The 21,800-nt window shown below is 71.5% G+C and carries 20 protein-coding genes; 9 read left to right on the top strand and 11 right to left on the bottom strand.

Annotated features, from left to right (window positions below):
• Positions 1 to 196: 196 nt before the first annotated feature.
• Together HNR40_RS02065 and HNR40_RS02060 are read right to left on the bottom strand one after the other, a co-directional pair.
• Positions 197 to 1,063 carry a hypothetical protein gene (locus HNR40_RS02065; protein ID WP_184957940.1) on the bottom strand — a complete coding sequence of 289 codons (867 nt, stop codon included), beginning with the start codon at positions 1,061 to 1,063 and terminating at the stop codon, positions 197 to 199.
• Positions 1,064 to 1,168: 105 nt separating this feature from the next.
• Positions 1,169 to 2,059, bottom strand: coding sequence for a hypothetical protein (locus tag HNR40_RS02060; RefSeq protein ID WP_184957939.1), 891 nt, complete (start codon positions 2,057 to 2,059; stop codon positions 1,169 to 1,171).
• A gap of 192 nt (positions 2,060 to 2,251) precedes the next feature.
• Here HNR40_RS02060 and sucC point away from each other — a divergent pair, with 192 nt between their 5' ends.
• The 3 genes from sucC (at position 2,252) to HNR40_RS02045 (ending at position 6,117) form a co-directional block, all read left to right on the top strand.
• The gene (gene sucC / locus HNR40_RS02055; RefSeq protein ID WP_184957938.1) at positions 2,252 to 3,433 is read left to right on the top strand and encodes an ADP-forming succinate--CoA ligase subunit beta; all 1,182 of its coding nucleotides are present in this window, start codon (positions 2,252 to 2,254) and stop codon (positions 3,431 to 3,433) included.
• Positions 3,433 to 4,308, top strand: coding sequence for a succinate--CoA ligase subunit alpha (gene sucD, locus HNR40_RS02050; RefSeq protein WP_184957937.1), 876 nt, complete (start codon positions 3,433 to 3,435; stop codon positions 4,306 to 4,308). The genes sucC and sucD overlap by 1 nt, the downstream gene beginning before the upstream one ends.
• Positions 4,309 to 4,497: 189 nt before the next feature.
• Entirely contained in the window at positions 4,498 to 6,117 is a 1,620-nt protein-coding gene (locus HNR40_RS02045) for a cell division protein PerM (protein WP_184957936.1), read from the top strand.
• 365 nt (positions 6,118 to 6,482) lie between these two features.
• Here HNR40_RS02045 and HNR40_RS02040 read toward each other — a convergent pair whose 3' ends face one another.
• Complete coding sequence (locus HNR40_RS02040) at positions 6,483 to 6,902, bottom strand: hypothetical protein (RefSeq protein WP_184957935.1); 420 nt, start codon at positions 6,900 to 6,902, stop codon at positions 6,483 to 6,485.
• 75 nt (positions 6,903 to 6,977) lie between these two features.
• On the opposite strand from HNR40_RS02040, the gene purN reads away from it, so the two are divergent.
• The 3 genes from purN (at position 6,978) to HNR40_RS02025 (ending at position 9,477) form a co-directional block, all read left to right on the top strand.
• The gene (purN, locus tag HNR40_RS02035) at positions 6,978 to 7,595 is read left to right on the top strand and encodes a phosphoribosylglycinamide formyltransferase (protein ID WP_312896151.1); all 618 of its coding nucleotides are present in this window, start codon (positions 6,978 to 6,980) and stop codon (positions 7,593 to 7,595) included.
• A gap of 70 nt (positions 7,596 to 7,665) precedes the next feature.
• Entirely contained in the window at positions 7,666 to 9,189 is a 1,524-nt protein-coding gene (gene purH / locus HNR40_RS02030) for a bifunctional phosphoribosylaminoimidazolecarboxamide formyltransferase/IMP cyclohydrolase (protein ID WP_184959371.1), read from the top strand.
• 111 nt (positions 9,190 to 9,300) lie between these two features.
• Positions 9,301 to 9,477, top strand: coding sequence for a hypothetical protein (locus tag HNR40_RS02025; RefSeq protein ID WP_184957933.1), 177 nt, complete (start codon positions 9,301 to 9,303; stop codon positions 9,475 to 9,477).
• Here the strand turns inward: HNR40_RS02025 and HNR40_RS02020 are convergent.
• The 3 genes from HNR40_RS02020 to HNR40_RS02010 are packed head-to-tail and all read right to left on the bottom strand — an operon-like array spanning position 9,437 to position 15,272.
• A complete protein-coding gene (locus HNR40_RS02020; protein ID WP_184957932.1) occupies positions 9,437 to 10,354 on the bottom strand; it encodes an ROK family protein in 918 nt (305 codons plus the stop codon). The genes HNR40_RS02025 and HNR40_RS02020 overlap by 41 nt on opposite strands.
• Positions 10,354 to 11,187, bottom strand: a complete 834-nt coding sequence (locus tag HNR40_RS02015; protein ID WP_184957931.1) for a DUF7158 domain-containing protein — start codon at positions 11,185 to 11,187, stop codon at positions 10,354 to 10,356. Before HNR40_RS02015 ends, HNR40_RS02020 begins: the two co-directional genes overlap by 1 nt.
• Complete coding sequence (locus HNR40_RS02010) at positions 11,184 to 15,272, bottom strand: glycoside hydrolase family 38 N-terminal domain-containing protein (RefSeq protein ID WP_312896150.1); 4,089 nt, start codon at positions 15,270 to 15,272, stop codon at positions 11,184 to 11,186. Before HNR40_RS02010 ends, HNR40_RS02015 begins: the two co-directional genes overlap by 4 nt.
• Positions 15,273 to 15,485: 213 nt before the next feature.
• Here HNR40_RS02010 and HNR40_RS02005 point away from each other — a divergent pair, with 213 nt between their 5' ends.
• A complete protein-coding gene (locus HNR40_RS02005) occupies positions 15,486 to 16,454 on the top strand; it encodes a LacI family DNA-binding transcriptional regulator (RefSeq protein WP_184957929.1) in 969 nt (322 codons plus the stop codon).
• Between the two features lie 14 nt (positions 16,455 to 16,468).
• The gene (locus HNR40_RS02000) at positions 16,469 to 17,323 is read left to right on the top strand and encodes a bifunctional methylenetetrahydrofolate dehydrogenase/methenyltetrahydrofolate cyclohydrolase (RefSeq protein ID WP_184957928.1); all 855 of its coding nucleotides are present in this window, start codon (positions 16,469 to 16,471) and stop codon (positions 17,321 to 17,323) included.
• On the opposite strand, the gene HNR40_RS01995 is transcribed toward HNR40_RS02000, so the two are convergent.
• The 3 genes from HNR40_RS01995 to HNR40_RS01985 are packed head-to-tail and all read right to left on the bottom strand — an operon-like array spanning position 17,297 to position 19,361.
• Positions 17,297 to 18,082, bottom strand: a complete 786-nt coding sequence (locus HNR40_RS01995; protein WP_221339888.1) for an ABC transporter permease — start codon at positions 18,080 to 18,082, stop codon at positions 17,297 to 17,299. The genes HNR40_RS02000 and HNR40_RS01995 overlap by 27 nt on opposite strands.
• A complete protein-coding gene (locus HNR40_RS01990) occupies positions 18,079 to 18,993 on the bottom strand; it encodes an ATP-binding cassette domain-containing protein (RefSeq protein ID WP_184957927.1) in 915 nt (304 codons plus the stop codon). The genes HNR40_RS01995 and HNR40_RS01990 overlap by 4 nt, the downstream gene beginning before the upstream one ends.
• Positions 18,990 to 19,361 carry a helix-turn-helix transcriptional regulator gene (locus HNR40_RS01985; RefSeq protein WP_184957926.1) on the bottom strand — a complete coding sequence of 124 codons (372 nt, stop codon included), beginning with the start codon at positions 19,359 to 19,361 and terminating at the stop codon, positions 18,990 to 18,992. Before HNR40_RS01985 ends, HNR40_RS01990 begins: the two co-directional genes overlap by 4 nt.
• Positions 19,362 to 19,425: 64 nt before the next feature.
• Here HNR40_RS01985 and HNR40_RS01980 point away from each other — a divergent pair, with 64 nt between their 5' ends.
• Complete coding sequence (locus tag HNR40_RS01980; protein ID WP_184957925.1) at positions 19,426 to 20,490, top strand: winged helix DNA-binding domain-containing protein; 1,065 nt, start codon at positions 19,426 to 19,428, stop codon at positions 20,488 to 20,490.
• Here the strand turns inward: HNR40_RS01980 and HNR40_RS01975 are convergent.
• Together HNR40_RS01975 and HNR40_RS01970 are read right to left on the bottom strand one after the other, a co-directional pair.
• The gene (locus HNR40_RS01975) at positions 20,484 to 20,906 is read right to left on the bottom strand and encodes a nucleoside deaminase (protein ID WP_184957924.1); all 423 of its coding nucleotides are present in this window, start codon (positions 20,904 to 20,906) and stop codon (positions 20,484 to 20,486) included. The genes HNR40_RS01980 and HNR40_RS01975 overlap by 7 nt on opposite strands.
• On the bottom strand, positions 20,903 to 21,745 hold the full coding sequence (locus tag HNR40_RS01970; RefSeq protein WP_184957923.1) for an LLM class flavin-dependent oxidoreductase: 843 nt from the start codon (positions 21,743 to 21,745) through the stop codon (positions 20,903 to 20,905). Before HNR40_RS01970 ends, HNR40_RS01975 begins: the two co-directional genes overlap by 4 nt.
• Positions 21,746 to 21,800: the final 55 nt, after the last annotated feature.

Below are 21,800 nucleotides of genomic sequence, written 5' to 3'. Positions count from 1 at the left end.
GGCAAGAAACCGCCGTAGCGGCGAGAAACCGCCGTGACGGCGAGAAACCGCCGTAGCGGCGAGAAGTTGCCGTGACGGCGAGAAATTGCCGTGACGGCGAGAAGCTGCTGTGACGACAAAAGCTACGGCGGGCGCGCTGGATGCGGCCCGCCGTAACTAGGAAAACTGCCGTAACTAAGAGAAAACTGCGGAGCGGTTACTTGGCGACGACGTCGCCGTTGGGGAGGGTGAGGCCGTCGGGGATCTCGCTGGTGCCGTCCTTGAACTCGGTGGTGACGTCGTCGGCGGGCGGCGCCGTGATCGTGACCTTGGAGCCCCAGCCGGTGTAACGGGTGTCGACGCTCAGCGTCTCCTTGCCGTCGGCGTCCATGCCGATCGCGACCGGCGAGTACGTGGTGACCAGGCGCTGCGGCAGGCCCTTGCCGTCAAGCTGCAGCTTCCAACTGATGACGGCCTTCTGCTGCTTCTTGGTGGGCTTGTCGAAGAGCGAGGCCCGGTACCAGGCGGAGACCTTGTTGAGCTGCCCGACCGTGATGGCGCCCGCGTAGCCACCCTTGATCGCCTTGCCGCTCTTGAGCAGGGTCTTCAGCGTGTTCGGCTCGGTGATGTTGACGATCTGGCCGTAGAGGCCGGTGAGGCCGCCGGTCGGGCCCTTGGGGAACTTGATCCACGTCTTGTCCTCGGGAAGCAGGGTCCCGAACATGCCGCCGGAGATGTACGACGTGGTGCCGATGCGGATGGTCCGCTCCGCCGCGAAGAGGCCCTTGAGCAGGTCGGGGGCGTCCTCGGGCAGGTCGGACTGCTTGAAGTTGAACTTGCCCGTGATGTCCGAGGCGGCGAGGCCGGCCTTGGAGAAGGCGAAGGTGCCGGTGCGGCGCATGAAGATCTGGCGCTGGCCCCGGTCGGCGAGGATGGTGCGGTCGACGAACTTCACACCGGTTCCCGCGACGAACTGCTTCTTAAGCGCCACAACGGGGTCCTTGGGCGCTGCCGCCTGAGCGGGGGCGGCGGTGAGGGCTGCGGCGGCCACGGTGAGGGCGACGCCGGCGAAGATGCGCTTCATGGGGCCGAAGCCTGGCAATCGGAGATCACGGCACGGTCTCCTTAAACCCATCTGTTATGGGAGTTTCTATGCAGAATCCATGCAGAACTCCGGCCCCATGAGCCCCTACTGCACCGTGCCGTCGTCGCTCGGCGGCACCGCGACGTAGTTCTTGTCGATCGGCGTCGGCGGCTTCAGGATCTCCTTGACCAGGTCATCGATGCTGATGACCGACTCGGCGGTCGGCGTCTTGACGGAGATGTCGGCGCCCCAGTCGGAGTACCTGGTCTCGGTCGTGCCCCTGATGGTCGTCTTCTTGGTCAGCGGCATCGTCCAGTCGATCGCCAGCCGCTGGGGGAGCTGTCCCTCGCCGAGCGTCAGCCGCCACGAGATGCGCGACTTGCCGATCTCGCCGTACGAGATTCCGGGCATCAGCGTGCGGAAGGACGGCGAGACCTTGTGCAACTGGGCGAAGGTGAGCGAGCCTCGGTAGCGCGGGCCGGTGTGCTTGCCGGTGGCCAGCAGGTGCTTGAGCGTGGCCGGCTCGAGAACGTTGATCAACTGGTCGCCCATGACCGCGAAGGACGGGTCGCCGTCGCCGCGTACCCAGAACTTGTCGTCGGGCAGCAGCCGGGAGAAGAGTCCGCCGTGGATGTAGTAGTGCCTGCCCGTGCTGACCATGTACGTGCGCTCGGTCACCAGGTCGACCGCGTCGGCCATCTCCGGGTACTTCTTCTTCTGGGCCGCGAGTTCCTTCTTGAGCGCCGCCGTCAGCACCGGGGTGCGGTCGCCCTCGGCGCCCGTGACGCCCTTCGGCCCGAACGCCACGACGGCCTCGCGCACGGCGCCGACGTAGGCCTCCTTGTCGATCCAGGTACGCGTGGTCTCCTTCACCCTTACGCCCTGACCGGCGACGAACTGCTTCTTGAGCGCGTCCACCGGTTTGACCTGGGCGAAGGCCGGAGAAGCCACGACCATCGCGGCGGCCGCCGCGGCAACGGCGATCAATCGCCTCATTTATGCCCCCTTATTGACATATGCCAGGGCATCATCGCGGGGTGAGATCACCGTCACATCACGGGATTCGCGTGACCCGATGACCTGGGCAGGTCAAGCTTGGGGCTAGGCTTCGTTGGCGGAAAACGCCCGGCACGCACGGGGTGGCCCGGGCCGTCGAACACTCAGTCGGAATAGCAAGGACGGACCCTCGTGGACCTGTTCGAACATCAGGCGAAGGAGCTCTTCGCGGACTACGGCATCCCGGTGCCGCGCGGCATCGTCGCCCACACCGTGGAGGAGGCACGCGCGGCGGCTGAACAGCTGACCGGCCGTGTCGTGGTCAAGGCCCAGGTTAAGACCGGTGGGCGCGGCAAGGCCGGCGGTGTCAAGGTGGCCGACGACGCCGCCGACGCCGTGGAGAAGGCCACCGCCATCCTGGGCATGGACATCAAGGGCCACACGGTCCACAAGGTGCTTGTGGAGGAGGCCAGCGCGATCGCGGAGGAGTATTACTTCTCCTTCCTGCTCGACCGTGCCAACCGGACGTTCCTTGCCATCTGCTCGGCCGCGGGCGGCATGGACATCGAAGAGGTCGCCCACAGCACCCCCGAGAAGGTCGCCAAGGTGCCCGTCTCGGCCATCAAGGGCATCGACCGCGCCACGGCGCGCGAGATCGCCGTCGCCGGCGGCCTGCCGGAGAAGTCGCTGGACGGCGCCGCCGAGCTCATCGAGAAGCTCTGGTGCTGCTTCGTCGACGAGGACGCCACGCTGGTCGAGGTCAACCCGATGATCCTGTCGGCTGACGGCCAGGTGAAGGCGCTCGACGGCAAGGTCACGCTCGACGACAACGCCGAGTTCCGCCAGAAGGACCACGAGAAGTTCGCCGACAAGGCGGCCGAGGACCCTCTTGAGGCGAAGGCCAAGGAGAAGGACCTCAACTACGTCAAGCTCGACGGCAACGTCGGCATCATCGGCAACGGCGCCGGCCTGGTCATGTCCACGCTCGACGTGGTCGCCTACGCCGGCGAGGCCTTCGCCGGCAAGCCGTCGCCCGCCAACTTCCTCGACATCGGCGGCGGCGCCTCCGCCGAGGTCATGGCCTCCGGCCTGGAGATCATCCTCTCCGACCCGGCGGTGAAGTCGATCTTCGTGAACGTCTTCGGCGGCATCACCGCCTGCGACGCCGTGGCCAACGGCATCGTCGCGGCGTTCAAGCTCCTGGAGGAGCGCGGCGAGGCCGTGACCCACCCGCTGGTGGTCCGCCTCGACGGCAACAACGCCGCCCTCGGACGGCAGATTCTGCACGACGCCAAGCTCAAGGGCGTCGAGCTGGTTGACACCATGGACGACGCGGCCAAGCGCGCCGCCCAGCTCGCTGCGGTAGGTGCGTAATGGCAATCTGGCTGACCGAGAACAGCAAGATCATCGTCCAGGGCATGACCGGCGGTGAGGGCACCAAGCACGCCAAGCGCATGCTCGCCTCCGGCGCCCGCGTCGTGGGCGGCGTCAACGCCCGCAAGGCCGGCACCACCCACCTCGACCTGCCCGTCTTCGGCACGGTCAAGGAGGCCATGGAGGCCACCCGCGCCGACGTGTCGGTCGTCTTCGTGCCCCCGGCGTTCACCAAGGACGCGGTCAAGGAGGCCATCGACGCCGAGATCCCGCTCTGCGTGGTCATCACCGAGGGCGTCCCGGTTCACGACTCCACCGAGTTCTGGGCCTACGCCGTCGAAAAGGGCAACAAGACCCGCATCATCGGTCCGAACTGCCCCGGCATCGCCTCGCCCGGCGCCTCCAACGCCGGCATCATCCCCGCCGACATCACGCCCCAGGGCCGCATCGGCCTGGTGTCGAAGTCCGGCACGCTCACCTACCAGCTCATGTACGAGCTGCGCGACTTCGGTTTCTCCACCGCGGTCGGCATCGGCGGCGACCCGGTCATCGGCACCACGCACATCGACGCGCTCCAGGCGTTCCAGGACGACCCGGGCACCGACGCGGTCGTGATGATCGGTGAGATCGGCGGCGACGCCGAGGAGCGGGCCGCCGCCTACATCGAGCAGCACGTCACCAAGCCCGTCGTCGCCTACGTGGCCGGCTTCACCGCGCCGGAGGGCAAGACCATGGGCCACGCCGGCGCCATCGTCTCCGGTTCGGCCGGAACGGCGCAGGCCAAGAAGGAAGCCCTGGAGAAGGTCGGCGTCCGGGTCGGCAAGACGCCGTCCGAGACCGCCCGGCTGATGCGGGAGATCATGCAGGCCCGCTGAGCTCCACCGTTTTTCGCCGAGCCCCCGTGTCGCCCTTCCCGGCGCGCGGGGGTTCCGGCTTTCTCAGGTGTACGGCCCCGCCCACCCCGTCCAGATCTTGCTGGTTGGAAGGCGTAAAGGGGACTAATACCAGTCGGGACGGCGCGGCGATGGGGGTGTAGGCGTCAAAGTTGAGGAAAATAGGTTCCCGTGACGGCGCTACTCGACCAGCTACGGACGGCTCCCCGCGCCGTCCTCGGCAAGATCCCCGGGGTCACTGGCGACGACGATGAGTCCAGGCGGCCGCTGCCGGTGTCGGGCATGCTGGCCGCCGCCTGCACGTTGGGCGTCGGGCTGGCGGTCCTCACCACCCTCACGCTCATCGGCTGGATGGCGGCGCCCCGCGGGGCGTTGGGGCAGGGGTTGCCGGGGGTGTTCCGCACGGCGGCGCAGCTCTGGCTGGCCGCGCACCACGCCGGGTTCGCGATTCCCGGTGGGCGGGTCGGGCTGCTGCCGCTGGGGTTGCTCGTGCTGCCCGCCTTCCTGTTGTACAAGGCCGGGCGGTGGATGGCCAGGGACGCCGACCTGCGGTTGCGGCTGCCTGCCCGGCTGCCCAAGAACTCGCCCAAGGAGAAGGCCAACGCCCGTCGCCGGGCCCAGCTGATCCTGGTGGCGCAGGCGGGGGTCTCGCTGGCGGCGCCGTACGCGCTGCTGGCGGGGTTGATCGCGCTGGTCGCGCGCAACGACATCACCCAGCCCTACATCGGCGAGGCGCTGCTGTCGCACTTCCTGCTGGCCTTCGTCGTGGGGGCGCTGGCCACCGCGCGGACGATCGGGCCGTGGCGGTCGATGTTGCGGCTGCTGCCCGAGCGGGTGCGCGCTGTCACCGTGGGTACGGCCGTCGCCACCGCGATCATGCTGGCCGGTGGGCTGGTGCTCGTGGTCGTGGCCGTCGCCCTGAACTTCGGCGATGTCAGGGCGCTGTCCGGGCAACTGTCGACCGGGTTCGTGGGCGGGGCGCTGCTGCTGCTCGTTCAGGGGCTTTATCTGCCCAACGCCGTGGTGTGGGCGATGTCGTACATCGCCGGGCCGGGGTTCGCTTTCGGCACGGGTACCCTCGTCGCGCCCACCGGGGTGCAACTCGGGATGGTGCCCAGTTTGCCGCTGCTCGGGGCGTTGCCCGACAGCGGGCCCGTGCCGGCGCCGATGATGGCGGTGATCGCGCTGCCGTTCGCGGCCGGGGCGGTGGCCGGGGTTCTGGTGGCGCGGATCGCGCCGTCGCCGTCGTATGAGGTGGCTCCGCTGTGGGGGTTCTTCTCCGGGGTGAGCACCGGGCTGGTGGCGGGGTTGCTGGCGGCGTTGTCCGGCGGGCCGCTGCGGGGTGGGCGGCTGGCCGCCGTCGGGCCGTCGCCTTGGGAGGTCGCGCTCTCGGTCTGCCTGGAGGTCGGGGTCGCCGCCGGCATCTCCGCCGGGGTGGCCAACTGGCTGCTGCTGAACCGAAAGGCACGCAAGCCGCTGGACAGGGCGGCCACGCCGGTGCGCAAGGCCGGTGCCGTACTCGCCAAGGCCGCCAGCAAGGTCGGCCTGGCGGAAGCCGACGCGCGCCCGCTGCCTGGGCACTGGATGGACGCCACCGAGGCGGACACGCAGGCCATCCCGGTGATCCGCGACGACTGGCAGGACGAGCACGCGTCGGCGGCCGGGGCCGACACCGCCCCCCACCTCCGCCGCGAACCCGACCGCCCGCCGCGCCGCGACATCATCGACGAGTCCGACGACCGGGGCGGCCACGTCATCTACATCGACCCTTACGCCTGGGACCGCGACTAAGGGTCCCTGAACACCAGGCCCAACTACCCGGCCAACCCCTTGGGGTCACACCCCGAGGGGACAAGCCCGCCAGGGTGCTTGCGCCTCTGGGCACGCGCAAGATGGCCCGGAGCACCCACACGCAACGCCCTGGGGCCAGAGGCTCGGAGGCGGCCGGTGCTCGTGGGATGCGCCGCAGAGCGGACACCCTCGGCGCTTGCCTGCCGGGGCTTGGAGCACCCGATGGCCGTCGTGCAGGAGCCCCGGAGGCCGCTGAGGAGCCCGGGTGGTTGGGGTGTCGGAGGCTGGAGTCCGGGTGGCCGCGGGTGCTGGGGCCCTCGCGGGCTTGGGGCAGCGCCGGAGGGCCGGAATCCGGGTGGAGGGGGTCAGGGTTGGACGGTGTTGAGGATGCGGAGGACCTCGGGTGGGAGCTTCTTCTCCGTGGCGGACCGGAACTGGGTGTAGCACTCGCCCTGCGACGCCACCGTCCCAGCCCCCTTCATGCACTCCTGGTAGGCCGAGTACTCGTCCATCAGGTACAGCTGCAACGCGGTCGCGATGGCCGACAGCACGAGGGCCACGGTGGAGACGGCGATGCCGCCGGTCGCGGTCCCGGTGGGCTTCTTGGAGGCGCGTAGCAGCGGCAGCGCCCGTATCCCCGTCATCATGGCGAAGACGGCCATCACCAGCCCGGCGAGGGGCAGCATGAACGTCATGGCCAGCGCTGCGATGGACAACCAGATCGCGCGGCGTCCCGCGGATTCCGCGGGCTGCTGGCCTGCCGGCGCCTGAACAGGTGTCGACACCTGACCTCCTCTGCGTCGCCGGGCGAGTGAGCAGATACGCTGTCAGCCCATCCCGGCTTCCAATTTGGAGTGCGCGTGTCTAAGGCTGGGCGGCTCGTCGTCCTCGTTTCCGGCTCTGGAACCAACCTACAGGCCTTGCTGGACGCTTCCGCCGACCCGGCGTACGGAGCGTGTGTGGTGGCGGTGGGTGCGGACCGGGACGGCATCGAGGGTCTCGCCAGGGCGGAACGCGCACAGGTCCCGACGTTCGTGGAGAAGCTGCGCGATCATCCCACGCGGGCCGTATGGGATGAGGCGCTCGCGGCGCGCATCGCGGAGTACAAACCGGACCTGGTGGTCTCGGCCGGCTTCATGAAGATCCTCGGCGCCCCCACGCTGGAGGCGTACCCCGTGCTCAACACCCACCCCGCGCTGCTGCCGTCGTTCCCCGGCGCGCACGGGGTGCGTGACGCGCTCGCCCACGGCGTCAGGGTCACCGGCTGCACGGTGATGCTGGCCGACGCGGGCGTCGACACCGGCCCGATCGTCGCGCAGGAGACCGTGAAGGTCCTCGACAGCGATGACGAGGCGACGTTGCACGAGCGCATCAAGACCGTCGAGCGTGAGCTGCTCGTCGACATCGTGGGCCGCATGGCCCGAGAAGGCTGGACCGTCCACGGGCGGACAGTGATCATTGGAGGGGCGCGTGACTGAGCGCAGCGAGGGAACAGATCAACACAGCACACGGTCGTTCAAGGCCGACGAAGGAGGCCTTGGGCGACGCATCGCAATCAGGCGGGCGCTGATCGCGGTATACGACAAGTCGGGGCTTGAGGAGCTCGCGCGGGCTCTCGACGCCGCCGGCGTCGAGATCGTCTCCACCGGGGGTACTGCTGCCGCCATAGCCGCGGCCGGCATCCCGGTCACCAAGGTGGAGCAGCTGACCGGCTTCCCCGAGTGCCTCGACGGCCGGGTCAAGACCCTGCACCCGCGCGTCCACGCGGGCCTGCTGGCCGACCTCACCAAGCCGCACCACGTGGCCCAGCTCGATGAGCTGGAGATCGACCCGTTCCAGTTGGTCGTGGTCAACCTGTATCCGTTCCGGCAGACGGTGGCCTCGGGCGCCTCTCCGGAGGAGTGCGTGGAGCAGATCGACATCGGCGGCCCCGCGATGATCCGCGGCGCCGCGAAGAACCACGCCACCTGCGCGGTCGTCGTCGACCCGACCGGGTACTCGGGGATCCACGCGGCCTTGGAGGAAGGCGGGTTCACGCTGGAGCAGCGCAGGAGCCTGGCCGGCGCCGCGTACGCGCACACCGCCGCGTACGACGTGGCGGTGGCGACCTGGTTCGCCGAGGTCTACGCCGGTGACGGCGGGTTCCTGGGCGCGACGTGGGAGCGCAAGGCGGTGCTGCGCTACGGCGAGAACCCGCACCAGCAGGCCAAGCTCTACACCGAGGGCGAGGGCGGCCTGGCCGACGCCGAGCAGCTCCACGGCAAGGAGATGTCCTACAACAACTACCTGGACGCCGACGCCGCCTGGCGCGCCGCCTGGGACTTCACCGAGCCCTGCGTGGCGATCATCAAGCACCAGAACCCGTGCGGCATCGCCACCGGCGCCGACGTGGCCGAGGCGCACCGCAAGGCGCACGCCTGCGACCCGGTCTCCGCCTATGGCGGCGTGATCGCGGTCAACGGCGAGGTCACGGCTGAGCTGGCCGGGCAGATCGCCGAGGTGTTCACCGAGGTCGTGGTGGCTCCGGCGTTCGCCGATGACGCGCTGGCCGTACTGACGAAGAAGAAGAACCTGCGGCTGCTGGTCTGCCCGCGGGGCCCGGCGAACCCGACGGAGTTCCGGCGCATCGACGGCGGGCTGCTGGTGCAGCAGGTCGACCGGGTCGACGCGCCCGGCGACGCGGCGGTGCGGTGGGAGCTCAAGGCGGGTGCTGCGGCTTCGCCGGAGGTGCTGGCCGACCTGGAGTTCGCGTGGCGGGCGAGCCGTTCGGTCAAGTCGAACGCGATCCTGCTGGCCAGTGACCGCGCCACGGTCGGCGTGGGCATGGGCCAGGTCAACCGGGTCGACTCCTGCCGTCTCGCGGTGACGCGGGCGGGCGAGCGGGCCGCCGGTTCGGTGGCGGCATCCGACGCGTTCTTCCCGTTCGCCGACGGGCTGCAGGTGCTGATCGAGGCCGGGGTGAAGGCGGTCGTGGAGCCGGGCGGGTCGGTCCGCGACGAGGAGGTCATCGCCGCCGCCGAGAAGGCCGGCATCACCCTCTACTTCACCGGGACCAGGCACTTCTTCCACTGATCACGCTGAATCCACACCTGGGCTTCCGGGTGTGGATTTTGTGGTTAAAGGGCGGCAAAACTCCGGTTACCCTGATGGCTTCGTGCCGGTTCCTTCCCCCGGAGTGCCTCGATGCTCGATGTGATCCTGCGCGCCTACGTGGCGACGATGGACTTCGCGACCAGCCCGTTCGTCCTGGTGGCGCTCGCCTTCCTCGGCGCGTACCTGGGCGTGAAGGCCGTGGAGCGCATCCCGTTCACGCGCCGCATCATCGAGCGGCGCGAGGCTCAGGCGGCGGAGCGAGAGTAGTCCAGGCGAGCCGGGCGGCACCGGCGAGGGCCGCCCGGACGCCGAGCGTGGTGGGGCGGACCTCGACCGCCTTCACGAACGCCAGTCCGGCCACCTCCCCGATGGCGCGGTCCAGCGGGTCGAACAGAACCTTTCCCGCCCCGGCCACGCCGCCGCCGATGACGACGGTGCTCACCTCGACCGCGGCGGCCATGGAGACGATCATCGCGGCGAGCGCGCGGGCGCCGCGCTCGAAGGCGGCGACGGCCGTCGCGTCGCCGTTCTCGGCGTCGGCGGCGAGTTCTTTGGCGTCGGCGCCGGTCCAGCCGTGTTCGCGGGCCCAGCGGGCGAGGTTGGGTCCGCTGGCGTAGCGTTCGACGCAGCCCCGGCCGCCGCACTCGCATTCCTCGCCGTACGGGTCCACGGTCATGTGACCGACATGTCCGGCGTTTCCGGTGGGGCCGAGCAGCGGGACGCCGTCGATCACCAGTCCGCCACCGATGCCGGTGGACACCACCATGCCGAGCAGCGACGCGCTGCCCCGGCCCGCGCCCAGCCAGTGCTCGCCGACCGCGAAGCACTGCGCGTCCCCGGCCAGCACCGTGGGCAGCCCGGTGAGCTCGCGCACTCGGTCGCGCAGCGGGAAGCCGCGCCAGCTCGGCATGTTCACCGGGCTGACCGTGCCGGCGACCGCGTCGAGCGGCCCGGCGCTGCCGATGCCGACCGCCAGCGGCCGCGGTCCGCCTTCGGTGACCTCGCGGACAAGGCGGGCGAGCGCGCCCATCACGTCGTCGCGCGGGGTGGGGACGGTGCCGTCGCGCAGCACAGCCCCCCGGTCGTCGACCATCGCGGCGGCCAGCTTGGTGCCGCCGATGTCGATCGCGAGGACGCCGCCCATCAGTGCTTGTGGTGGTTGTCGGGCTGGCGCGGGTCGCCCGGGTGTTCAAGCCCCGGCACGAGCTCCACCCGCTCGGCCCGCAGCCCGTCCAGCCACCGCGCGAACGCGCGCCGCCGTGCGGCCTCCTCCAGTCCCTCATCAGGTACGCCCGCCTGACCGGAGGCGGGAAGGGCGACGGCCACATGCCAGCCCAGGGCGTCCTTGACCCGGGCCAGGGTCCCATAGGGCTGCCCGGCCAGGGCCTCGGCCACGGCGGCCGGCAGGCTGGCGAGCGCGATCTCTCCCAGGGATTCCAGCTCCTCCGCGGACCAGGCGGCGGGCGGTTCGGCGTAGAGGCGGTGGCGCACCTCGGCGACCTCCCCGGCGGGCCTGGCCGGCCGAACCCGCCAGGCCGCCGGAACCTCCGCCCGCACGTGCTCGAACAGCGCCTTCACCCACGGGCTGCCGTTGTAGGCGGAGGCGTTGATGGAGCCCAGCTCGACCGCGGCCAGCCGGTCCAGGGCCGGACCCTCGACCGGGGGCAGCCCCAGCCGCAGCGCCTCGTCCTCGCACAAGACCTCGGTCAGGATCACCTGGGTCAGCCAGCGGGCGAGCTGCCGGTCCTCCGAGCTGCCCGGCACCGGCAGCGCGGCGCTGAGCGGCCCGTCGCGCAGTTCGGCGACGCGCCGGTCGAGGGGTTCGCGGGGGATCGGCCGGCCGTTGACCCAGCCGATCACCGGGCCCACGCCGGGCGCGGTCGGCGCGCCGGTCGCGGGCGGGCGGGTACGGACAGGCGCCGGCTCGACGCCGTGCCCATGCCCATGCCCATGCCCGTGCCCATGTCCGTGGCTCATCGGGATACCTCCAGCCGGACGACCGGCGCGTACTGGCACCGGCCGAACCACATCACCTTCGCGAGAGCCCAAGCATGACCGGACGCCGCGTCCTGTGGCACCTCCACGGGGAAGTCCACCTCGACGCTCTGCCCGGCGGGCACGGTGAAGCCCTGGATGACCTGGGGAAGCATCTCCCACGTTCCCCAGGGCGCGGCCAGCTGGGCCTCGCCGCGGATCTCGCCGGCGGTGGTGTTGGCCAGCCGTACCGTGACCGTGTCGCGCGCGCCGGGACGGAGGGAGAGCGACTCCGCGGCCATCGTGATCGTCAGGCCGGTGGCGCGGCCCTCGGTGGCCTTGGTGCCCTGGGCGGCGGCCCAGTCGTCCTCGGGGGGCGTGCCGGCCACCGGGAGTTCGGGGGCCTCGCCGAGTGCCACGGTGGCGACGTCCTCGATGAGCTGGCCGTGGGCGTGGGTGCGGGCGGAGACGTAGTGGAGGCCCTGGCCGGGGGCGGGGGTGACGGTGGCGGTGAAGCGCACGTGGCCGTCGGGCTCCAAGCGGAAGGGGCGGCGCTCGGGCGTCACGGCCCAGCCGTCGGGGACCTGGACGTCCACGACGCCCTCGTGCGCGTGGCGGCCGGCGACGACCACCTCGACCTCGAACGGGCCGGTGGGCGTGACCAGGCCGGGGGTGACGGCGACCGACAGCGGCAGGTAGCCGAGCGGCGCCGGGCCCTTGTTGTGCAGCCAGTAGCGGCTGTAGACGGGCTGGACGATCTCCGCGACCGCGCCGGACTCCGCCTCGCCCAGCGGGACGGGCGCGATGAACGTCGCCACCTCCGAGCCCGCCAGCTCCAGCGAGGCGCCCGGCGTGCGGGAGGATTCCAGCAGGTCGGAGCGGACGAGCCCGTCCAGGGGAAGCACGGGTGAGTCCAGGGCGGCCGTGGAGCCCAGCCCGGTCGACTCCACCAGCCGGATCGTGACGCCGTCCGGCCGGTCGAGGGCGCCGTGGGCATGCGGGTTCCCGGTGGCCTTGACGGTGCCGAACAGCACGTCGCGGGCGGGCGAGACGCTCAGCAGCGCGTGGGTGGGCGGCAGCGTGCCCGGCTGGGCGTCGACCACCCGGGGCAGCATCGGCGTGACGAACTCCTGCCCGGCCGCCGGCAGGTTCAGCGCCCGCCAGTCGCCCTGCCCGGCCACCAGCGAGTAGTGGAACTCGTGCGTCCAGTGCTGCAGCTGGAACCCCGACCCGTCGGGCGTGGTACGGCGGGGCGGATCCAGCCAGATCCCCGAAGGCCACCCGGTGCACGAGCGCATCAGTGACAGATGCAGCGCCCCCGAAGGATCCACCGCGAACCCGGGCAGCCCGTAGGTGAGCAGGGCCACCGTCCGGTCCTCCAGCTCCTCGGCGCCCGCCGGGCAGACGGCCGAGATCCGCGCGTCGGCCAGGTCGGCCACCAGCTCGCTCACCGGCCCGGCCACGACCAGGGCGGGCAGGGAGCGTACGTCGCGCAGGTCCGCGCTGGGCTGCCACACCTCGGCCAGCGGCTTCTCGGCCGGCACCCAGACCAGCGGGGCGCCGGACTTCAGCGCGTCCAGGTAGGCGGGGTCGCTGCGGGAGAGCAGCTCGTCAGCGAGGGGGTTGTCCTGCGGGCCGCCGATGATGACGCGGAAGTCGGGCAGGTTCGAGTCGACGTCGAGCCAGCCGTACCTGCTGCCCGATGCGGTGGAGGTGGTGGCGGTCACGCCCGCGCGGGCGAGCGCCACGACCAGCTCGCGCGCCTTCGGCGCGTCCTCCAGGGACGGGACGACCACCTCGGCGACGCCGAGCGCCCGCGAGCCCGCGTCGCCGAGGTCGACCCGGGCGGTCGCGGACAGGCCGAACCAGGTGTTGGCCGGGTTGTCGAGCGTCCAGGGGTGCACGGCGGTGTCCACGTCGGGCAGCGCGAAGCCGCGGCCGACGACGGCGCCGGCGACGTCGGAGACCGGCAGCGCGCCGGGCACGCCCGCGGGGAAGCTCACCCGCAGGAGCCGGTCGGCGCCGGTGTAGTCGAGCACGCGGGTGCCGAAGTCGATCCGGTCCGAGCCGGTCAGCAGGGTGATCGTCTGCTCGTAGCCGAGCTCGCCGATCCGGCCGGTGACGATCAGCCGCTGACCCAGCGGGCTGGTCTCGGCGCGTACGGTCGCGGCGGTCGTGCCGGATCCGGTGGACTGCCCGTTGGGCATGAGGTGCCAGGGGCCCTCGCCCATGTCGGGGTGGGCCGGGTACTCCTCGTAGAGGCGCAGCTCGTTGCCGAGTCCGGTGAGGATCTCCCGGCCGGCCGCCTTGTCGCGCACGGAGGTGAGCGTGCCGCCCTGGGCGGGGTCGGCCTGGATCCGCCAGCGCTCGTTCTCGATCGTGGTACGGCTGTCGCCCACCCACGCCCCGCTGTTTCCTGAAATAACCGGATAAGTGCGCCAGCCCAGCGACGGCACGTCCTCGGCCAGGAAGGTCGTGGTGCCGTCCTCGGTGACCGAGGGCACGCCCTCGACGGTGAGGCCGGGCGCGAGCCGTACCGACACCAGGCCGGCGCGCGCGAACGACAGCGTGTTCGTCACCACGACACCCCGGCCGTCGGCGGAGATCTGCCCGGTCAGCGCGTCGAGCGCCTGGTCACGGGCCTCGGCGGCCAGGTCGTACGCCTCGCGCCAGCCGGTGAGCAGGTCGATGTAGACCTGGTCGGACTCCGAGCCGGTGATCGCGTCGTGGTGGGCGCCATAGGCGAGCTGCCGCCAGACCTTGTCCAGCGCGGTGTGCGGGTAGCCGCCGTGGCCGAGCAGGCTGGCGAACACCGACAGCCGCTCGGCGTCCAGCGCGGCCACCTCGGCGGCGCGCTGGGCCTGCTTGGTGTCGATGTAGGAGACGTCCTTGCCGGTGTAGATGGGGTTCATGTCCCGGGTCTGCGGGCTGAAGGAGGTGACCTCGGCGCGCACGGCGTCCAGGAAGTCGCGCGGCGTGCCGCAGACGAACTTCGGCCACACGTAGTGCCCGGCCCAGGTGCGGTGGATGTCGGTGACCCATTTGTTCGGCGGCGTGTAGTCGGTGCCGACGGGCAGCAGGATGTTCTTCGAGGCCGCGACGGGCTTCAGCGCGCGGTAGAGCTCGAAGACGGCCTGCGTGGCCTCCTCCAGCGACGGCGAGGAGTCCATCCACCAGCCGGCGGAGTAGTGCGCCGGCATGTAGTGCGTCAGCACGCCCAGCCCCGACGGCGAGATCCACTCGAACTCGCTGGGGAACTGCATCAAGGTGGCGTCGTTCTTGGCCTCCTTGAAGTTCTTGCTGATCGGGCCCCACTGGTGGAACGGGCCGCGGGCCCAGGCGCTGCCGGTCAGCCCGGCGGCGGCCAGGTAGCCGGGGAACTGCGGGTCGTGCCCGAACGCGTCGAGCTGCCAGGCGGTGCGCGGGTCGCCGCCGAGGATGTCGCGCTGGTAGCCGACGCCGTAGACGATGTTGCGGATCGTGGTCTCGGCGCCGGTCAGGTTGGTGTTGGGCTCGTTGTAGGTGCCGCCGAGCAGCTCGACCCGCCCGGCGGCCATGAGCTCGCGCAGGTCCTTCCTGCGCTCGGGGTGGGTGTCGAAGAACGGCTTGAGGTAGTCGACCTCGGCCAGCACGAACTTGTAGTCGGGGTCGCGCAGCGCCAGCTCGATGTGCGCCTCCACCAGCGCGAACGCGTTGCGCTCCCAGAGCGGCCGGGTCGTGGAGTCCCCGGACAGGAACTCCCACGGGCTGGTGTAGGCGGCCTGCGTGTTCCACCAGACCGGGTCGTAGTGGAAGTGCGAGACCAGGAACATCGTCCACCCCGGCTCCTCGGCGGTGAACTCGGCCTCCAGCACCTCCCCGCCCAGCGTGACAACGATGGACACGACCGTCCCCGGAGCCGCCGAGACGTCGAGCGGCACCTCCACGACCACCTCGCCGTCGCCGCCGGACACACTCGCCGGCCGCGCCTGGACGACCCCCTCGCCGCGCACCTCCAGCGCCTGCTCCTGCTCGCCCTGAGCGGCTCTGACCTTCAAGATCTGGTACGGCGCGGCCTCCGACCCCACGAACAGATCGGTAGATTCCACGGACAACAGTCGAGCGGGCAAGGCGATCTCCTCGCTGGGGGCGACGCTGACGCCGTCACGATAAGCGCTCGCCGAACCGATGGCAACGTTGTCATCCGATCTTGAATGACAACGATGTCATTCTGGCTGGCCAGGCACATCCCCTACCCTTACCCGAAACCGCTGTCCGATCCGAGGTCCCCGTTGTCAGCACCGCTCCACCGCCGTCCGACCATGAAGGACGTGGCCCAGGCCGCGGGCGTCGCACTGAAGACCGTCTCGCGCGTCGTCAACGGCGAGTCCACGGTCGCCCCCGACACCCTCGACCGGGTCCAGCAGGCCATCACCGAACTCGGCTACCGCCGCAACGAAGGAGCCCGTCAGCTGCGCCAAGGCCGCTCCCAGGCGATCGCCATGGTCGTGCGCGACATCGCCGACCCGTTCTTCGCCGCCATCGGCCGCGCCGTCGAGACCCGCGCGGAAACCGGCGAACTCGTCGTCATGATCGGCTCCAGCCACGACGAACCCGCCCGCGAACGCGAGGTCGCCCTCGGCTTCTGCGCCCGCCGGCCCAACGCGCTCATCATCGCGCCCATCGCCAAACGGCAGGACTACCTCCTGCCCGAGATGGCCGACGGGCTGCCGGTCTGCGCCGTGGACCGCCCGGCCCAGGGGATCGCCTGCGACGCCGTACTGTCGGACAACACCGGCGGCATCCGCGCGGCCGTCGACCACCTCGCCGCCCACGGCCACCGGCGCATCGGCTACCTCGGCGACGACCCAGCCGTCTTCACCTCCCGCGAGCGGGTGGCCGGCTTCCGCGCCGCCATGGCCGCCCGCGGCTTGCAGGTCAACGAGGACGAGGTACGGCTCGGCGCCCCCGCCCCCACCTCGGTCGGCGCCGCGCTCCGGACCCTGCTCGACCCGTCCGACCCGGTAACCGCGCTGATCACCGCCAACAACCGCCTCACGGTCGAGGCCCTGCGGCAACTCGACCACGTCGAGGACCGGCCCGCCCTGGTCGCCTTCGACGACCTCGAACTCGGCGAACTGCTCCGCCCCGGGCTGACCGTCGTGGCCCAGGACCCGGAGGCCATCGGCAACGCCGTCATGGACCTGCTGGCGTCGCCGCACCCGGAACCCCGCGAGGTCCGCATCCCCGTGACGCTCATCCCCAGAGGCTCGGCGGAGTTCCCGCCGTGACAGGATGGCGTGCCATGACGGCAGTGAAACTCGACGGCAAGGCCACCGCCGCGAAGATCAAGGCGGATCTGGCGGCCAAGGTGGCCGCCCTGAAGGACCGGGGCATCACCCCCGGACTCGGCACCGTCCTGGTGGGCGAGGACCCCGGCAGCCAGATCTACGTCGCGGGCAAGCACCGCGACTCCGAGGAGATCGGCATCACCTCGATCCGCGTCGACCTGCCGGCCACGGCCACGCAGGCCGAGGTGGCGTCGGCCATCGACGAGCTCAACGCCGCGCCCGAGTGCACCGGTTACATCGTCCAGCTCCCGCTGCCGAAGCACCTGGACACCATGGCGCTGCTGGAGCGCATGGACCCCGCCAAGGACGCCGACGGCCTGCACCCCGTCAATCTGGGCCGCCTGGTCCACATGGTCGACGCGCCGCTGCCCTGCACCCCGCACGGCATCGTGCTGCTCCTGCAGGAGTACGGCGTCCCGCTGAAGGGCGCCGACGTCTGCGTGGTGGGCCGAGGCATCACCGTGGGCCGCTCGCTCGGCCTGCTCCTGACCCGCAGGAGCGAGAACGCCACCGTCACCCTCTGCCACACCGGCACCCAGGACCTGGCCGGGCACGTCAGAAGGGCCGACATCGTGGTGGCCGCGGCTGGCGTACCCGGGCTGATCACCGCCGACATGGTGAAGCCGGGCGCTGCCGTCCTCGACGTGGGCGTCTCCCGCGTCGACGGCAAGATCGCCGGAGACGTCGCCCCCGACGTCGCCGAGGTGGCCGGTTTCCTGACCCCCAACCCGGGCGGCGTGGGCCCGATGACGCGTGCCCTCCTGCTGTCCAACGTCGTGGAATCAGCTGGACGTACGGCGCAGCCGTAGCACGGCCAGGGTCATGAAGACCGCGGTCAGGGCGAGCGTCCAGACCGCGGTGACCAGGGCGGCGTCGCCCGCGTCCCGGCCGGAGAACCAGGCGCGGAGCGTGTCGATCATCGCGGTGACCGGGCTGTGGTCGGCGAAGGCGCGCACCGGGCCCGGCATCGTGGCGGTCGGCACGAACGCCGAGCTGACGAAGGTGAACGGCAGCACCCAGACCAGCCCCAAGCCCTGGGCCGCCTCCCCGCTCCTGGCCATCAGCCCGATCCACGCAGCCACCCAGGAGAAGGCGAAGCCGAACGCCAGCAGCAGCCCGAACCCCGCCGCGATCAGGCCGGGCGAGCCGTGGAAGCGGAAGCCGACCAGCAGCCCGCAGCCGAGCATGACGGCCAGCGTGATGGCGCTGCGCAGCACCTCGGATGCGATGCGGCCGAGCAGCACCGACGAGCGGGTCATGGGCAGCGAGCGGAAGCGGTCCATGACGCCTCGGCTCATGTCCTCGGCCAGGCCGACGGCGACCGCGCCGATCGAGCTGAACAGGATCATCTGCACGAAGACGGCCGGGATGAGCGCCTGCACGTAGTCGCCGCCGGGCACCTTGATCGCGCCGCCGAAGACGTAGGCGAACAGCAGGATGAAGACGACGGGCTGGATCAGCGCGTACATGAGCAGCAGGCCGGGGGCGCGCACGATGCGCCTGGAGTTGCGGCCGGCCATCAGCCAGGCGTCGCGCAGCCACCATCGCGGGCCGGTCAGCCGGTTCACGAGTCGCCTCCGGTGAGGGCGAGGAAGGCGTCGTCGAGGGTGGGGCGGCGCAGGGCCAGGCCGGTGATGGGCACTCCGGCGGTGTCGAGGTCGCGTAGCAGGTCGGGCAGCGCGCTCTCGGCGACGGGGACGGTGACGGTCTCGCCTTCCAGGGTGGGGCGGGCGCCGTACCTGCTCATGACCTCGGTCGCGGTGGGGGCCTGGCGGGGGTCGGCGAGGACGACCTCGGCACGCGCGCCCCCGGCGCGGGCCTTGAGCTGCTCGGGGGTGCCGGTGGCGATGGCCCTGCCCCGGTCGATGACGGTGACGGCGGAGGCCAGGCGGTCGGCCTCCTCCAGGTACTGGGTGGTGAGCAGGATCGTGGTGCCCTGCTCGGGCAGCCGCCGGATGGCCGACCACAGGGTGCGGCGCGAGCGCGGGTCGAGCCCGGTGGTGGGCTCGTCGAGGAAGAGCGCGCGCGGCCGGGTCATCAGACCGGCGGCCAGGTCGAGTCGGCGGCGCATCCCACCGGAGTACGTGCCCGCCCGGCGTCCGGCGACCCCGCCCAGCTCGAACGCGCCCAGCAGCTCGTCGGCCAGCCGGTGGGCCTCCTTACCGGACAGCCGGTAGAGACGGCCGACGAGCACGAGGTTCTCGTGCCCGGTGAGCAGGTCGTCCACCGCGGTGAACTGCCCGGTCAGCCCGATGAGCGCGCGCACCTGGTACGGCTGCGCCGTCACCGACCTGCCGCCCACCTCGGCCCGCCCGGAGTCCGGCCGCAGGAGCGTGGCCAGGATTCTGATCAAGGTGGATTTGCCGGCGCCGTTGGGCCCGAGCAGCGCGGCGATCGAGCCCTCAGCCACGTCCAGGTCGAGCCCGTCCAGGGCGACGACGCCCCGGTAGGCCTTGCGGAGGTTCTCGACCCGGATCATGGGGCGCCGTCCCGGCACAGGGCGTCGATGAGCTTGGCCAGAGCCCGCTGCGCACTGGCCGAGGAACGCGGACCGACCGCGGCCAGCGAGGCGACCAGCGCGGACGCCTCGCCGGGCGTGAAGGTCAGCGGCGGCAGCACGGAGCGGGCGTCGATGGCGTAGCCGCCTCCGGGCCCGCGCTGGGAGACGACGGGCACCCCGGCCTCCATCAGGTCGGCGAGGTCGCGCTCGATCGTGCGCGCGCTGACGCCCAGCCGGCGGGCCAGCGACCCGGCGGTGAGCGCCCGGGGCGCGGTGGCCCTGAGCTCCTCGATCAACCGGTGCTGGCGTTCTACGCGGGGGACCAGCGCGTGGATGCTGATGAGCATGACTCCACGCTAAGGACCGGTACCCGACAATCCCATGTCGGTCTTCGCTGCTACTAATGGCGATATGACGCCGCTCTCCCTCCGCCAGCTCAACCGGACTCTGCTCGAACGCCACTTCCTGGCCGAGCGCACCGGCAGATCCGTGATCGACGTCATCCGGCACGTCGTGGTGTTGCAGGGCCAGGAGCCCAACTGGCCGTACGTCGGGTTGTGGTCGCGGGTGGCGGGTTTCCGCCGCGCCGATCTGGAGTCCTTGGTCGCCGACCGCACGGTGGTGCGCTCGACGATGGTGCGCAGGACCATGCACCTGGCCGACGCCGCCGACTTCGCGTGGCTGCGGCCGAGCGTGCGGCCCATCGTGGAGGTGGCGCTCACCCACCCCTACTACGCCGACGAGATCGCCGGGGTCGACCTGCCCGCGCTGGCCGAGGCGGGCCGGGCGGCGCTGACCGGGCGCAGCCTGACCCGGGGCGCGCTGGCCGAGGTGCTCGCCGAGCGTTTCCCCGTGCCGGTGCCCAGGCGGCTGGCCGACGCGGTGGAGCTGCTGCTGCCGCTGGTCCACACGCCGCCGGCCGCGGCCTGGGGGCGGTGGGGGAGCCCGTCCGGCATCGAGATGGCGCTGGCCGAGGAGTGGACGGGCCGGCCCATGGAGCCGGGACCGGCGCTGGAGACGCTGGTGCTGCGCTACCTCGCCGCGTACGGCCCGGCCACCGTGATGGACATCCAGGCCTGGGCCGGCGTGACCCGGCTGCGCGAGATCGTGGACCGGCTGCGGCCGAGGCTGGCGGTGTACAAGGGGCCGGACGGCAAGGACCTGTTCGACCTGCCCGGCGCGCCGATCGCCGACCCCGACCGGCCCGTGCCGGTGCGATTCCTCCCGGCCTTCGACACCGCGCTGCTCGGCCACCGCGACCGCACCCGGGTGATCAGCGAGGAGCACCGCAGGCAGTTCGCCAAGGGCGCGTCAGGCGGCGTGCCCATGTTCCTGGTGGACGGCTTCGTCCGCGGCACCTGGTCGGTCGCCCAGCAGGACGTGGTCGTGAAGCCGCTGACCCCGCTGTCGGAGGAGGAGGAAGCCGCCGTGGCCGAGGAGGCACGGCGGCTGCGCGAGTTCGTCCGGGCTCAGTAATAGCCCTCCACCGGGACGCGGGCCTCGTCGAACAGCGCCGGGCCCTCCAGGCGCACCTCCACCGGGGTGACGACCGACTTGAGGCCGTCGAGCTGGGCGCCGGACAGCGCGTAGACGACCCGGCCGAGGCCGGAGCGCTCGATCGCGCCGGTGCACATGCCGCAGGGCTGGCAGCTCGTGTACATCGTGGTGGCCGCCGCGGCGGCCGGGTCGAGCTCGCGCGCCGCCCAGCGGGCGAGCTTGAGCTCGGGGTGCGCGGTGATGTCGCCGTCGGTGATCGTGGTGTTGTGGTCCTCGACCAGGATGGTGCCGTCGGCCGCGGCCAGCAGCGAGCCGAAGGGCGGGTTGCCCGAGGCCCGGCCCTTGGCCGCCAGCGAGATCGCGCGGCGCAGCAGAAGTTCTTCGTCGGGTGTCACAGGTGCTCCCATCGTGCGGAGACGGTGGCCAGGGCCTGCCAGGCCACCTCTGGGTGAAGGGTCTCGTCCGGGTCGCCGTTGAACGGGTCGAGCAGGACGCTCTGGGCGCCGAGCGAGCGTAGCTCCTCCAGGTCGCCGAGGATCTGGCCGATCGTGCCGACGCCCGCCGGGCGGTCCTGGCCGGTCTCGGGGGAGTCGGTCAGCCGCAGGACGATGCGCGGGGCCAGCGCGGGCGCCGGCCGTTCCAGCTCGTCGGCGAGCTCGCGCAGCCGCGTCAGGCGCTCGCGCAGCACGGCCGGGGTGAGCCGCAGCGGGTGCCAGGCCTCGCCGAGCAGGACCGCCCGGCGCAGCGCCGCGTCGGCGCTGCCGCCCACCCAGATCGGGATGTCCCCCTCGCCGTAGTCGCCGGTGTCGGCCCACGCAGCGCGGATGGTCCGCAGGTGCTCGTCGGTCAGCTTTCCTCGCGCCTGGTACGGCACGCCGAGCGCCTCGAACTCCTGCCGGGCCCACCCGGAGCCCACACCCAGCACGAACCGCCCGCCGCTGAGCCGGTCGAGGTTGGCCGCCATCCGGGCGACCAGCAGCGGATGGCGGTAGGGCACGATGAGCACAGTGGTGCCGAGCCTGACCCGCTCGGTCACCCCGGCCAGCCAGGACAGCGTGGTGAAGGGCTCGTAGAAGGGCGCGGGATACTGCGCGGCCACGTCGGGGGTAATGGCCACGTGGTCGGAGACCATGAGCAGCCCGTAACCGAGCCCCTCGACGGTCTGCGCCCACCGCCGCAGAGTGGCCGGATCGGTGCCGGGCCCGAAATTGGGGACGTTAACGCCAAGTTCCACCTGATCAGGCTATCCACGGGCGACCTGGGGCCGGAAGGCCGAGCCAACGGGATAC

The sequence above is a fragment of the Nonomuraea endophytica genome (genome assembly GCF_014203235.1).
GTDB classification, from domain to species: Bacteria; Actinomycetota; Actinomycetes; order Streptosporangiales; family Streptosporangiaceae; genus Nonomuraea; species Nonomuraea endophytica.
This window is presented reverse-complemented; position numbering and strand designations above follow the sequence as displayed.

Bases quoted from the DNA above. Each gene is read 5' to 3' on its own strand.
- HNR40_RS02065 (WP_184957940.1), bottom strand. From the start codon at position 1,063: ATGAAGCGCATCTTCGCCGGCGTCGCCCTCACCGTGGCCGCCGCAGCC.
- HNR40_RS02060 (WP_184957939.1), bottom strand. From the start codon at position 2,059: ATGAGGCGATTGATCGCCGTTGCCGCGGCGGCCGCCGCGATGGTCGTG.
- sucD (WP_184957937.1), top strand. From the start codon at position 3,433: ATGGCAATCTGGCTGACCGAGAACAGCAAGATCATCGTCCAGGGCATG.
- HNR40_RS02025 (WP_184957933.1), top strand. From the start codon at position 9,301: ATGCTCGATGTGATCCTGCGCGCCTACGTGGCGACGATGGACTTCGCG.
- HNR40_RS02020 (WP_184957932.1), bottom strand. From the start codon at position 10,354: ATGGGCGGCGTCCTCGCGATCGACATCGGCGGCACCAAGCTGGCCGCC.
- HNR40_RS02015 (WP_184957931.1), bottom strand. From the start codon at position 11,187: ATGAGCCACGGACATGGGCACGGGCATGGGCATGGGCATGGGCACGGC.
- HNR40_RS02005 (WP_184957929.1), top strand. From the start codon at position 15,486: ATGAAGGACGTGGCCCAGGCCGCGGGCGTCGCACTGAAGACCGTCTCG.
- HNR40_RS02000 (WP_184957928.1), top strand. From the start codon at position 16,469: ATGACGGCAGTGAAACTCGACGGCAAGGCCACCGCCGCGAAGATCAAG.
- HNR40_RS01990 (WP_184957927.1), bottom strand. From the start codon at position 18,993: ATGATCCGGGTCGAGAACCTCCGCAAGGCCTACCGGGGCGTCGTCGCC.
- HNR40_RS01985 (WP_184957926.1), bottom strand. From the start codon at position 19,361: ATGCTCATCAGCATCCACGCGCTGGTCCCCCGCGTAGAACGCCAGCAC.
- HNR40_RS01980 (WP_184957925.1), top strand. From the start codon at position 19,426: ATGACGCCGCTCTCCCTCCGCCAGCTCAACCGGACTCTGCTCGAACGC.